This window comes from Bacillus sp. YKCMOAS1 (genome assembly GCF_030268125.1).
Classification (GTDB): domain Bacteria; phylum Bacillota; class Bacilli; order Bacillales; family Bacillaceae; genus Bacillus; species Bacillus safensis.
Genome location: NZ_BSEI01000009.1, coordinates 1 through 12953 on the forward strand (window position 1 = coordinate 1; position 12953 = coordinate 12953).

The window sequence follows — 12953 nt, forward strand, 5'->3', positions numbered from 1 at the left end:
TGCTTTTGCATCAAGTATCTTCCCCAGCAGAATTCACTCCTTCCTATTCATTGACAAGGTCAATTTTACCAACACAAGGAATGTCATGAAATAGGAATAAAGATACAAAAACAGCTTCTATTTGATCAGAGAAAGGTGCGTTTCTTCAAAAAACGGACACCAATCAAGGCATTTAAAGTGCTCAATGATCAGCGTCCGCAGGTTCTTCTTTCTGGACAACATAATCAGTTCATTTTTCTTGTCTTTTATACGATGATCAACATAAAAAAGAAGTTCTTATTCAGGATGTATTTATTGACGCAGTAATGGCTGAGTCGTGCAACGGAAAGCGCCACCAAATCTTCTTGTTATTTTAAAATCAACATATTCTATCCTAAAAATGATCAAGACCTAAATTGAAAAAAATTAAAGGGTATAACATATTTTATATCACTAATATGTTATACCCTTCCTTCTTAAACTAACGCACCTGTTAGCATAACAAGAAAATTATTATTTTATTTTTTTTAGCATTTTAAAATTAGCCAACTTAACCCCCTTTTTTTCCACAGTTTGTGAACAAACAATTTTGTAACCTAGATGTTCAAAAAATGGCTTAGCTGTAATACTTGCTTCGGTATCAATTTCTAAAAGATTTAGTTTCTTTGCCTCGGATTCGAGCATATCAACTAAAGCTGTGGCTATACCTTGTCCTTGATAATCTTTATGAACGAATAGTCTATCTAAGTACCCGGTATGCGTTAAATCGCTAAAACCAACAACTTTATCATTAACTTTAGCAACAAATGTTATATTTTGTTCCAATGATTCCTTCCAAGAATTAATTTTATATTCTTTTTCATCTCTTGGTGCCCAAGCATCCAATTGTACTTGGGAATAATCTTTTGAATTTACGGAATGAACTGTTTCATAAAACAATGAAATAATCTCTTTTGTATCAGTTTCCTTAAACTTTATAATCTCCACTTTCTGTTATACCTCCCCTTTTTAGGATAAGCATCCTAATATACTTATAATTATTTCATCAACTTCTTCTTACGCTATACTGCTCCGTTAGTTGAAGGAGGGTGAACGTTGTTCTCTCTTATAAATTTTTATAGACATCTGCATATGCTACTATCAGTTGTTCTCTTAATTGCCTATTTTCCTCTTCCAACTTTTTGTTTTTTGCAATGAGAGCATCTTTGTTGTTTTCGTTCATTTCTCGCTTTACTTATTTCGGTGTAGTTAACGCATCAGTGTGCTTTCTTACGATTTAGACTTAAGCAATTGCAGCTCTTGTTCCATTATTTCAGCTGCTTCTGAAATGAATTGAATGATTAAATCTAATTCTTCTGGTTTGTATTCGTTTGTGAGCTGTTTGGTTGATGCTGATAAGGATCGAAAGAGTTCTTTCACCTGTGATTTCCCTGCTGTTAATGGGACAATGATGACTCTTCGTTTGTCCTTTGGGTCTTTTTCTCTTTTGGCGTAGCCCGCTTTTTCAAGGCGGTCAATAAGAGCTGTGACTGCACCTGAGCTAAGGCCTGTTTTTTCACTTAATTCCCCTGCTGTGAGGGGGCCGAGTTCGTTTAATAAATCGGCGGATTTGAGATCTGTTGGAAAAAGGCCAAGTGATTGGGCGGCCGCTTGGTGGAATAAAACGGTTCGTGTGGCGAGGCGCCTCATTGTATGGATGATCTGGGTTGCTCTGTCTTCAGCCTCGTTCTTTATTGACAACTTGTTCTCCTCCCTTTAAAATCAATTTATCTTGATCATCAAGATAAATGTTCTCTTACTTTAATATTTAAGTTGATCATAGCAAAAATAATGAGAGAACGTAAGCAGGAGGTAAATGAAATGAATCATGTGGATAAAGGCAAGGCATCCACTCGCTTTGTTGTCATCGGTTTGCTGTTAGGTATTTTTATGGCAGCGATGGACAATACCATTGTTGCAACAGCGATGGGAAGCATCGTAGCAGATTTGGGCAGTTTTGATAAATTTGCTTGGGTGACGGCTTCTTATATGGTGGCAGTAATGGCGGGAATGCCTATTTACGGAAAGCTTTCTGATATGTATGGTCGAAAGCGTTTTTTTCTGTTTGGACTTATTTTCTTTTTAATTGGATCAGCGCTGTGCGGTATCGCACAAACGATGGATCAGCTCATTATTTACCGAGCCATTCAAGGGCTTGGAGGCGGTGCCCTTCTTCCAATCGCATTTACAATTATCTTTGACATCTTCCCGCCTGAAAAGCGCGGAAAAATGTCTGGTATGTTTGGAGCTGTCTTTGGTTTATCAAGTGTACTCGGACCGCTCTTAGGTGCTATTATTACGGATTCGATCGGCTGGCATTGGGTTTTTTATATTAACGTACCAATCGGTATTGTCAGTGTCTTCTTGATCGCCAGATACTATCAGGAATCGCTTGAACATCGTAAGCAGAAAATCGACTGGTCAGGTGCTATTACACTTGTCGTTGCGGTTGTCAGCTTAATGTTCGCCCTTGAGCTTGGCGGTAAATCTTATGCTTGGGATTCGGTGCAAATCCTCACCCTTTTTGCTGTGTTTCTTGTGTTCGGTACGATCTTCTTTATTGTTGAGCGTAAAGCTGAGGAACCGATTATCTCATTTTGGATGTTTAAAAATCGATTATTTGCAACATCTCAAATTTTGGCGTTTTTATATGGCGGGACATTCATTATTCTTGCCGTCTTTATTCCTATTTTCGTGCAAGCGGTGTACGGTGAATCTGCGACAAGTGCAGGGTTTATTTTAACACCGATGATGATTGGATCAGTCATTGGCAGTATGATTGGCGGAACGATGCAGACGAAAGTGCCTTTCAGACGTCTTATGACCATCTCTGTCATTTCATTTTTCGCTGGGATGCTGCTGCTTGCCAATATGTCACCAGATACAGCAAGACTGTGGCTCACACTCTTTATGATGATATCAGGCTTTGGGGTAGGGTTCAGCTTCTCCCTTCTGCCGTCAGCTTCAATGAATGATCTTGAGCCGCGCTACCGAGGCAGTGCAAACTCGACCAATTCATTTATGAGATCACTTGGGATGACACTCGGTGTCACGATTTTCGGGACAATTCAAACCAATGTGCTGACAAATCGTTTAGCTGATGCCTTTAGCGGAATGAAAGGAGCCCCTTCCCAAATAAGCGATCCACAGGCTATTTTCCAAGAAGGTGCCCGCTCACAAATTCCGCCTGATATTTTAAATAAAGTTATCGATGCGATGTCACAAAGTATTACGTATGTATTTTTACTTGCTTTATTCCCGATTGCACTTGCGGCGATTACAGTCGTATTTATGGGAAATGCACGAGTACGTACATCAAATGAAATGAAAGAAAACGAATAATGTGAAAAAGCAGAGCAATTGCAGCTCTGCTTTTTTTCTTATTGATATAGCGGATGGGCTTTGCCCTCACTGCCAACGATTCGTATTTTCGATTGGACCATGTCTTTTGCTGCTTGTTTTGCTTTTTGTAAATACATACGCGGATCTAAGCTTTCAGGTTCATTTGAGAAATGATCACGTATGGCCTCGGAGTATGCATTTTTCAATTCAGTTGAGACATTCACCTTTGCCATACCAAGTGCAACGCATCGCTTCACATCCTCATCCGGTACAGCAGAACCACCGTGGAGAACAAGTGGTACATCGACCAGGTCCGCAATTTGTTCAATGCGGGCAAAGTCAATATCCGGCACCCCTTTATAAATGCCATGGGCAGTACCAATCGCAGGCGCTAAAGTGGGCACCCCAGTTTCTTCTACAAATTGACGGCATTCTGATGGAACGGCTTTTTCAGCATCCTTTTCATCAACGACGATATCATCTTCGACACCGCCTACCTTGCCTAATTCTGCTTCAACGTTCACCCCTACTTTTAATGCGAGGTCCACAACTTCTTTTGTGCGACGAACATTTTCTTCATATGAATGCATAGATGCATCGATCATAACGGATGTATATCCCGCTCTGATACAGGTGAGAATCACATCAAAGTCTGTGCAATGATCGAGGTGAAGACCGATTGGGATTTGATATTGATCAGCCGCCGCCTTCACTGTATCTGCAATCGCTTTTGCTCCAAGAGATTGAACCGTTCCAACCGTTGTTTGCAATATCACAGGTGACTTTAATTCTGCTGCCGTTTCGAGTACCCAATAGATACTGTCAAAGGAGTGTACATTGAATGCCACAATTCCGTATTTTTCTTTTTTCGCAGCCTCAAGCATTGGTGTTGTTGAAAGTAAAGGCATGATCAAACATCCTCTCTCGTTAAAATATCCGTTTCTAATACAGCCAGCATGTCTTTATTTGTTCTTGTTTCCAGCAGTTTTTGACGTTTCGTTTCATCCATTAAGCCTCGTGAAAGGGCAGAAAGAGCCTTTAAATGAGTGGTCCCTGCTTCACTTTTAGGGATCAGTAAGGATAAGAAGAAAAAGCAAGGCTTCCCATCAAAAGCGTCCCATTCAATTCCTGTTTCCGTGCGGACGATCACAAGTGCTGATTTCGTGATGGCTTCTGTTTGTGTATGCGGAATGGCAAATCCATCTTGAAAACCGGTTGTACTCAGAGCTTCTCTTTCCGCTAAGCCTTTTTTGACTTCCTCTGGTGAGGTGCAAATACCTGCTTTGTAGGCAATGTCAGCAATGGCTGCGAACACGCCAGCCTGTGAAGAAGCTGTTTCGTGAAGATTCATATAGATATGTTCCATTATTTCCCTTCCTCCCTCTTAAACTGCGGGTTTGTCTATTTTTTTACGGTAAAGTCCGTATAGAATCGCACCTACAATTGATCCGATTAGTATGGAAAGCACCCATTGGAAAGCACCTGTGACAACTGGAAGAACAAGAAATCCACCGTGCGGAGCTGGAACCTGTACGCCAAACAAATATGTCAATATAGCAGAGATGGCCGAGCCAAACATGATAATTGGCAGGACAACGACTGGGTTTTTTGCTGCAAATGGGATGGCTCCTTCTGTAATATGTGTCGCCCCCAGAATATAGTTGATTGCCCCAGCATTTCGTTCTTGTGGCGTGAAATGTTTTCGGAAAATGGTTGTAGCAATCGCAATGATAAGTGGTGGTGTGATACATGCTGCTGACACACCTGCCATGAAGTAAAGGTTACCTTGTGCAAGTAATGCCGTTCCTGTGACATAGGCTGCTTTGTTAAATGGACCGCCCATATCAAATCCACACATCGCTCCAACAATTAAACCTAAGAGCAGCGGATTCGTGGATTGAACTGCTGAAAGAAAATCCATTAATGAATTATTTAAGCCTGTGATTGGAACTAATAGAGGTGTCATCACAGCCCCAATTAAGAAAATACCGATGACAGGATAGATGAAGATCGATTTTAATCCATCAAGTGATGCTGGTAATTTTTGAAGCAAGAATTGAAGCAATAAAATGATATATCCTGCTGCAAAACCTGCGATAATACCGCCTAAGAAGCCAGCACCTCCATCATTTGCAAGGAGCCCTCCTATAAAACCGACGACCATCCCTGGGCGTCTTGCAATTGAATCAGCGATAAATGCTGCTAAAATTGGTACCATTAAGCTAAAGCCAAGTCCGCCAATGCTTTTCAAATAGGCAGCAAACGGATGATACGTTTCGTGCTGAGGATCAGCAGAGTAGATTCCGAATAGGAAGGAAATAGCTATTAAGACCCCGCCTCCAACGACAAATGGCAGCATGTGTGATACACCGTTCATTAAGTGCTTATAAATGGTGTGTATCCATTTATTTGCCGATTTTTGTTGAGAGGATGAAGGAGCAGATGGTTTCTCTGTTCCAGAAGCTCTTCCTTTCACTTGATGAACGGGAGCATCTCCATTGATAATGCTCTGAATCAGTTCAGTCGGCGTGCGAATGCCTTTGGCTACAGGCACTTCAATCAGTGGTTTGCCGTGAAAACGGTCTGTATGCACATCTTTGTCGGCTGCCACAATGACTCCATCTGCTTCCACAATGTCTTGATCAGTTAAAGCGTTTTCAATTCCTACTTGACCATGCGTTTCGACTTTGATGTCGACCCCTAGTTGCTCAGCAGCGATTTTTAATGCTTCAGCTGCCATAAATGTGTGTGCAATGCCTGTTGGACAGCCGGTTGCAGCGACAATTTTTTTACGGCTCATGTGTATTCCCCCTTATATCTTCTGTATGTGTACTTGCTCAATCAATGAATCAATGTCATGTAAATCACTTAAGCCTTTCGAAAACGCGGTAGAGGCTCCTGTTGCAATGCCGTAGCGTAAGCATTCTTCAGATGAATGTCCTTCAAGCTGTTTACTAAGAAAGGCTGCAAGCATCGCATCTCCTGAACAAGCTGTGTTTACTACAATGCCTGTCGGTGCGTTTCCTTTTAAGACGGCGCCTTTCGTAATGAACAAAGCCCCTTCTCCCCCGCGGGAAATAAGCACTTGCTCTGCACCCATCTCAATAAGCTTTTCTCCTGATTGAATGAGTTCTTTTTCTGACAGAGGATGTGTTTTGCCGAAAAAAGCAGCAATTTCTTCTTCATTCGGTTTTAATAAATACGGCTTGTATTGGAGCGTCTCAAGAACCGCTGCAGAGCTTGTGTCTAAAATGAACTTGACGCTTTGTTGATGGCAAATAGCTGCTACTTCTGAAAAAATGCTGGCAGGAACGCCCTTTGGAAGACTGCCTGACATGATGAGGATGCCCCCCTGCGGGATAGCTGCAATTTTCTCACGAAAGGCGTGAAGCGCTTTTTCTTCAATCGCAGGGCCCTGGTTCACGAGCTTGTATTCTTCTGTCGTATTGATAAAAACATTAATGCGTGTAATTCCTTCTACCGAGATAAAATCGGTCTGAATGGAAAGATCCTTTAAGGATTGTTCAATATAAGTGCCTGAAAACCCAGCAATAAATCCTAATGCAGTGCTGGTGAAGCCATATTTCTTTAGCATAATCGACACGTTCACGCCTTTTCCATTCGGCTGATAATCTTCATCTTCTGTACGGTTGACTGCATTTGCCCGCATTTCTTTTAATGCAATATATAGGTCAATAGCAGGATTTAAGGTGCAGGTATAAATCAATTGGTTTCACCTTCTTTCTTTTCTCTAAAGAAAGTATCTCATACGATTCAGTGAAAATGTTTTCAGAATGTGTAAAGGTTTTCATGAGAAAAAGCCTTCCAGATCAAAGTCTCGAAGGCTTTCTTATTGGTTATTTCATTCGAATCACATAGGCATCGAGTAAAATGCGGGCAATGACATGGAGAGACAGGCGGGATCTGACTTCATAATCTGGGAAGAAAGATTGTTCCCCTTTATATCCGACTAGTGTCATATCTGATATTTTGCTTAATGTAGAATCTATTCTTGTCGTGACCGTAATGGTTGTGACTTGCTTCATGCTGAGGTTTTGACACGCTTCAACGAGCTCAGCTGTTTCGCCATTTAATGAAACAAAGATGGCAAGCTCACTTTTTTCAATGTCTCGCGATTTCAGCCGAATGATATTCGGATCGTCGTGTACTTCACATGTTTTCCCGATGAGCTGTAATTTGATGGTCATCTCTTTGGCGATCATTTCTGAGAAGCCTCTGCCGAAAATATAAATTTTGTCTGCATTATGTATTTTTTGAACGGCATCTTCAATTTGTCCAATACTTTGCAGCTGGATCGTCTTTAAAACCTCTTCTTCATTTTTCCGAATCGCTAGTTTGATGTCTTCATCAATATTCTTGAGCTGGTCGCTTGCATCTGTCATTTTCTTTTCTTGTTTTAATCGATATTTAAAGGATGTATAGCCATTATAACCAATTTTTTTCATCAGTCTGACAATTGTGGCTGTCGATACATTGGCTCTTTCGCTTAAAGTGACAATGGATAAGGTGGAGATATCCTCTAAATGCTGGTGAATATAATTGAGTAAATAACGTTCTGTTTCACTTAACGTTTGATATACATCGCTTGGGATGTTAAATAATGATTCGTTCAATTCGATTCCCCCTTACTCATTTCATACTATAATTAAATGCCCAATAAAAACAAGATGATTCTTTTGTCATGTATTTAGGTGAAAGGCGAAAATGAGTGAAATTTTATTTTTGACATAAACTAAGGAAAAGTTGTGTCTATGTGAAAGGAGCTGATCCGTATGCTTCATCTTTTGTTTTATCTGATCCTTCTCTATGTCGTTTATGTCTTTTTGACCGCATTTGTTTTGTTTTATTTACCGATTCAAAAAACATGCAAAGAACATTGTATCTATAAAGCCTCTTCCATCTCAGGAGACGATCAGGGCACAAATCAAGTGATGCTTCTTGACGATGGATTTGAGTCTGGCCAGGCCAGAATTCAAATGATTCGTGAGGCAAAGAGGATGATCCGTCTTAGTTATTATTCCATTCAAAAGGGAAAAACAGCCGAATGGGTACTAGGTGCTTTAATTGAAGCTGCTGATCGAGGGGTAAAGGTTCAGCTGCTTTTAGACGGCATCTGCCACAGTTTGCGTGGACCGCTGAAGCATTTACGGTATGCCGTGGCAAATCACCCGAACATGGCCATTCGTTTTTATGAGCCCTTTCGGTTATTTAAGCCATGGACTTGGCATAACCGCCTTCATGATAAGCTGCTGCTGGCAGATGGCCGAGTGGTTGTGATGGGCGGAAGGAATATCGGTGATAAATACTTTGCAGATCAGCCGCCGAAAGACTTCGCATTTGACCGCGATGTGCTGCTTTATAACGGCAAAAAAGGAAAAGTATTAGATGAAATGGAGCAATATTTCGTTTATTTATGGAATCATGAATTTACGAAAAAAACAAAAGCCGTGTTCTCCAAGCAAAAAGCAAAAAAAGGCTTAAAACTAAGAAAGAAACTGCTTAGATCCTATCAGGAGGCAGTGCGTACGAAAGAACCTTTTGTGATGTCGTCCTTTAATTGGGCAGCAGATACCACCCCAGTAAAACAGATTGCATTCTTTACAAATCCAGTGGAGCGCTTCAATAAGCGTCCTCTTGTACTGAAAAAATTAAACGATCTTGCTCACCGGGCAAAGCGTTCTGTGCTCATACAGACGCCTTATATTATCCCGACACGCCCCATGAAGGACGGCCTCACTCCATTAGCTAGCGAGATTCAAACAACAGTTGTCACGAATTCTCTTACAGCGACACCAAATCCTTTAGCTTTTGCAGGCTACTTAAGCACGAAAAAGGAACTGATGAAAACAGGCGTTCATTTGTACGAATATGAAGGTCCGTATTCCATTCATGCGAAATCGATGGTCATTGATGATTATTTAAGTATTATTGGGACATATAATTTAGATGCGAGGTCTAGTTTTTTAAATACAGAGTCGATTTTGGTCATTGATAGTGCCCCGTTTGCGCTATCACTTACTCAGGCAATCGAACGTAAAATCGCCTATAGTATTCTCGTCGCGAAGGACAAAGCAGCCTATAAAGCGGACGCCTATGGGCAGAAAAAAAAGCCTGTGATGAAAAGGCTCCTTTTAAATGGTTTATCCGCGATAACCGTTTTATGGCGGCGGTTGATCTAAAGGGCAGCTACTCTTGTGGCAGCCCTTTTTCTTTTGATTGCTCCTCTTCTGCTGGTTCCAATTTGGTCAATTTAAACACCAAGATCCCTGCAACAATCACAATGACACCTAATAGTTTTGCGGGCGAAAATTCCACTTTCTCTAACCCAAGCCAGCCAAGCGAATCGAACAAAAGCGCGCAGCCAAGCTGTGAAATCAGGACAATTGAGATTCCATAAGTCGGACCAAGACGTTTGATTGCTTGAACGAGGCAGATGACCACCCCTACTCCAATGGCTCCGCTAATCCAGTACCACGCTTCCATATGTCTTAATTGAAACATGCCGGTTCCTTCTAGCAAAAGACCCATCAAAAGTGAAGCAATAAAGCCCATACCTAGAACGAGAGTGGTTGTTGACCAAGAGCCTGTCTGCTCATTGACCTTACTGTTAAAAATGGTTTGTAAGCTGACGAGTGCGCCAGCCGCGATGGCTAATCCTATTCCTATGATCATGTCTGAATCCCTTCATTTCTTCTATTCATAAATGTTGTGCTCTGCTATTTCTAAGAGCCCCTTCCGGTCAAGAATCGTAATCTCGCCTCTTTGCCTCTCTATCAGCCCTTTTTCACAGAATTGCTGAATCACCCGGTTAATATGACGGTAGCTTGTACCAATTAAGCTCGCCGCATCAGTAAGACGAAGTGCGCTCGCGCTGCTATCCCCTGTTAACACAGACAATAAGTAGCTTGCGAGTCTGACCTCTACAGGATATAAAAGGTGGAAGCTCAAATCGTTTGATTTCGTATAAAATTTGTTTGTAATCCCTTTTAATAAAAAGGTTAATATGCGGGGGTCATCCTTTGCATGTCGCATGAGTGCTTGATGAGAAATCCTTAGCATATGTACTTCTGTGACAGCCTCCACTGTATTGACCATATCTGTCTGCTGAACGTATTCAATATCTCCAATCGCTTCAAGAGGATGTTTAAAACAAAGAATAAAGGTCTTCCCTTCCTTTGTGGTGGTGAAAATCTTTAATTTACCTTTTACTAACAAGTACAAGTGCTCCCTCTGATCTCCCTTTGAACAAATCAGCTCACCTTGCTCATAGCGCCATAAGCTGACATGTGATATGAGTTTCTGATGAAAGACGTTTTCTAATTGATGTGCTTTTAGATAAGAGGAAAATAGACATTCATCATGAAGCTCTTCCATCTGACGCCCTCCTTTATAGCTTTAAAATGATTACACCCGCGATCATCAATAGAATTCCTGCATAATGCGGCCATTTCATTTTCTTCTTCTGTACACCAAACCATCCTTTTGCATCGATTGCAAAGGTAAATGCCAGCTGTGCAATGAGTAAAGCAGCGATCGTCAGTGTGACACCGATCATTTGAATCGCAGTGACTTCATTAAAAATAATAATGGCTGCAAATGCGCCGCCTACTAAATAAAGCGGCTGCACCTTTCGATATTCTCGAACGTGTCCGTCACGTACGATCAGTAAAATGATAAGTGCGATAACAAAACCGGTCAGCTGCGTGATGGTTGCCGCCTGCCATGTCCCGATATCCTGGCTGATTCTTGCGTTTGCTACGCCTTGCAGTGTAATACAAGCGCCTCCTAATAAAGCGAAAATAACACCTTTCATTCGTTCAAATGCTCCTTCTTTTTTCAGTCTAGTTCCATTAAATGATAGATGCCCTGATATTGAAAAGGACATATGTCCCACTTTGCGTATTATATCAGAAACTTTTTCTTTTACAGTTTCATCGTTTTAGATTTTTCACAGTGGGTACAGTTTTATATCACCTGAAAACAGAATATTGAATGGAATCACATATAAAAAGGAGACATGTCAGAATGAGAAATCAAGAGAAACATTTTATTAACGGAGAATGGATCGCATCAACAGGAAACGAAACGACAGAGGTTATCAATCCTGCTACAGAGGAAGTCATTGGCACCATTAGTTTAGGTACAAAAGAAGATTTAGATAAGGCAGTCAAAGCTGCTCGTGCCGCCTTCCCTTCTTTCTCAAAAACATCTCGAAATGAACGCGTAAAGATGCTGGAAAACATTGTGCGCGGCTACGAAAAACGTAAGGATGAACTGATTGAGGTCATGACACAAGAGCTCGGTGCACCGCTGAAAGTATCAGAAGAGGTTCATTACAAAATGGGACATGAACATTTTTCTAAAGCAGCGGAAGCACTTAAATCTTATACATTTACTGAGGACCGCGGCGGGCATACCATTATAAAAGAAGCGATTGGTGTCAGCGGATTGATTACACCTTGGAATTTCCCAACGAATCAAACATCACTTAAAATCGCAGGTGCCATTGCAGCAGGTTCACCAGTCGTCTTAAAGCCTGCGGAAGTTACACCTTTTGCCGCAATGATTCTTGCAGACATCATTAATGAAGCAGGCGTACCAAAAGGAGTCTTCAACCTAGTTAACGGAACTGGTGACGTCATTGGTGACGGCATTAGCTCACACCCTGATATTGACTTTGTTTCATTTACTGGATCAGGTGCTGTCGGCTCTAAAATAATGGAGAACGCTGCAGACAATATTAAGAAAGTGGCTCTTGAGCTCGGCGGGAAATCCCCTCTTATCGTCTTAGATGATGCAGATGTGGATGAGGCAGCCGAAACAGCCGTTCATCATATTGCGATGAATACAGGTCAAGTATGTTCCGCAGCTACACGTGTGCTGATTCCTGAATCAATGAAAGAGGCATTTGAAAAAGCGCTGCTGAATGCCCTGCCGAAGTTTACAGTTGGTGATCCGCGAGAAGATCACGCCACTGGCCCGCTTGTCTCCAAAAAGCAATGGGATACCGTGCAGTCTTATATTGAAAAAGGAATTGAAGAAGGTGCTAACCTGTTTGCTGGGGGAACTGGGAAGCCGGACGGACTAGACAAAGGGTATTTCGCCAAGCATACTATTTTCACAAATGTGAAAAATGATATGACCATTGCACAAGAGGAAATATTCGGACCCGTCATGAGTGTGATCACATATCAAGACCTTGATCATGCCCTTGAGATTGCCAATGATACAGTGTACGGTCTTGCTGGGTATGTGGTTGGAAAAGATGAAAAAACATTAAAATATGTAGCTGAACATATTCGTGCTGGTCAAATTACCATTAACAATGCCGAAACAGATTACTTTGCCCCGTTTGGCGGCTTTAAGCAATCTGGTATCGGAAGAGAATGGGGCGACTTCGGAATCGAGGAATATTTAGAAGTGAAAGCTGTGATGGGACTTCCAACAGCATAATTTTCTAAGGGGAGAAAAACGCTAAGGTTTTCTCCCCTTTCTTAATAAAAAAGGATTATTTTAAGTTTTAGAAAGTAGAAAACATCATTTGATATTCATTAAAGATGTGTTTTTTCTAT

General features: G+C 41.3%; 13 protein-coding genes and 1 pseudogene. 3 read left to right on the forward strand and 11 right to left on the reverse strand.

Annotated elements, in window-relative coordinates:
• Positions 1–492 precede the first annotated feature (492 nt).
• The 3 genes and pseudogenes from QSJ46_RS18705 to QSJ46_RS18715 all read right to left on the reverse strand — a co-directional run bounded on the left by QSJ46_RS18705 (position 493) and on the right by QSJ46_RS18715 (position 1668).
• A complete protein-coding gene (locus tag QSJ46_RS18705) occupies positions 493–966 on the reverse strand; it encodes a GNAT family N-acetyltransferase (protein ID WP_285605154.1) in 474 nt (157 codons plus the stop codon).
• A 118-nt stretch (positions 967–1084) separates the two neighbouring features.
• A pseudogene (locus QSJ46_RS18710) lies at positions 1085–1213 on the reverse strand (DUF6262 family protein); the annotation flags it as partial.
• A gap of 35 nt (positions 1214–1248) precedes the next feature.
• Positions 1249–1668, reverse strand: a complete 420-nt coding sequence (locus tag QSJ46_RS18715) for a MarR family winged helix-turn-helix transcriptional regulator (RefSeq protein ID WP_047203428.1) — start codon at positions 1666–1668, stop codon at positions 1249–1251.
• A gap of 171 nt (positions 1669–1839) precedes the next feature.
• Between QSJ46_RS18715 and QSJ46_RS18720 the strand changes: the two genes are divergently transcribed.
• Positions 1840–3360 (forward strand): MDR family MFS transporter, encoded by a 1521-nt coding sequence (locus QSJ46_RS18720; RefSeq protein ID WP_212040540.1) that lies wholly within the window; start codon positions 1840–1842, stop codon positions 3358–3360.
• A 38-nt stretch (positions 3361–3398) separates the two neighbouring features.
• Here the strand turns inward: QSJ46_RS18720 and QSJ46_RS18725 are convergent, their stop codons facing one another.
• The 5 genes from QSJ46_RS18725 to QSJ46_RS18745 all read right to left on the reverse strand — a co-directional run bounded on the left by QSJ46_RS18725 (position 3399) and on the right by QSJ46_RS18745 (position 7994).
• The gene (locus QSJ46_RS18725) at positions 3399–4268 is read right to left on the reverse strand and encodes a class II fructose-bisphosphate aldolase (RefSeq protein ID WP_047203423.1); all 870 of its coding nucleotides are present in this window, start codon (positions 4266–4268) and stop codon (positions 3399–3401) included.
• Between the two features lie 2 nt (positions 4269–4270).
• On the reverse strand, positions 4271–4729 hold the full coding sequence (locus QSJ46_RS18730; RefSeq protein WP_332840657.1) for a PTS sugar transporter subunit IIA: 459 nt from the start codon (positions 4727–4729) through the stop codon (positions 4271–4273).
• 15 nt (positions 4730–4744) lie between these two features.
• Positions 4745–6160 (reverse strand): PTS fructose transporter subunit IIC, encoded by a 1416-nt coding sequence (locus QSJ46_RS18735; protein WP_107164278.1) that lies wholly within the window; start codon positions 6158–6160, stop codon positions 4745–4747.
• 12 nt (positions 6161–6172) lie between these two features.
• Complete coding sequence (gene pfkB, locus QSJ46_RS18740; protein WP_047203420.1) at positions 6173–7087, reverse strand: 1-phosphofructokinase; 915 nt, start codon at positions 7085–7087, stop codon at positions 6173–6175.
• Between the two features lie 130 nt (positions 7088–7217).
• Positions 7218–7994 (reverse strand): MurR/RpiR family transcriptional regulator, encoded by a 777-nt coding sequence (locus QSJ46_RS18745; protein WP_024425669.1) that lies wholly within the window; start codon positions 7992–7994, stop codon positions 7218–7220.
• A 159-nt stretch (positions 7995–8153) separates the two neighbouring features.
• Here QSJ46_RS18745 and QSJ46_RS18750 point away from each other — a divergent pair, with 159 nt between their 5' ends.
• Complete coding sequence (locus QSJ46_RS18750; RefSeq protein WP_047203419.1) at positions 8154–9560, forward strand: phospholipase D-like domain-containing protein; 1407 nt, start codon at positions 8154–8156, stop codon at positions 9558–9560.
• 7 nt (positions 9561–9567) lie between these two features.
• Here QSJ46_RS18750 and QSJ46_RS18755 read toward each other — a convergent pair whose 3' ends face one another.
• Genes QSJ46_RS18755 through QSJ46_RS18765 form a run of 3 tightly spaced genes read right to left on the reverse strand, consistent with a single transcriptional unit; the run spans position 9568 to position 11194 of the window.
• Complete coding sequence (locus QSJ46_RS18755) at positions 9568–10053, reverse strand: DMT family transporter (protein ID WP_047203418.1); 486 nt, start codon at positions 10051–10053, stop codon at positions 9568–9570.
• A gap of 21 nt (positions 10054–10074) precedes the next feature.
• Positions 10075–10755, reverse strand: coding sequence for a Crp/Fnr family transcriptional regulator (locus QSJ46_RS18760; protein ID WP_047203417.1), 681 nt, complete (start codon positions 10753–10755; stop codon positions 10075–10077).
• A 13-nt stretch (positions 10756–10768) separates the two neighbouring features.
• On the reverse strand, positions 10769–11194 hold the full coding sequence (locus tag QSJ46_RS18765; RefSeq protein ID WP_039183136.1) for a DMT family transporter: 426 nt from the start codon (positions 11192–11194) through the stop codon (positions 10769–10771).
• 212 nt (positions 11195–11406) lie between these two features.
• Here QSJ46_RS18765 and QSJ46_RS18770 point away from each other — a divergent pair, with 212 nt between their 5' ends.
• Positions 11407–12834 carry an aldehyde dehydrogenase family protein gene (locus tag QSJ46_RS18770; RefSeq protein WP_285605156.1) on the forward strand — a complete coding sequence of 476 codons (1428 nt, stop codon included), beginning with the start codon at positions 11407–11409 and terminating at the stop codon, positions 12832–12834.
• The last annotated feature ends 119 nt before the right edge of the window (positions 12835–12953 follow it).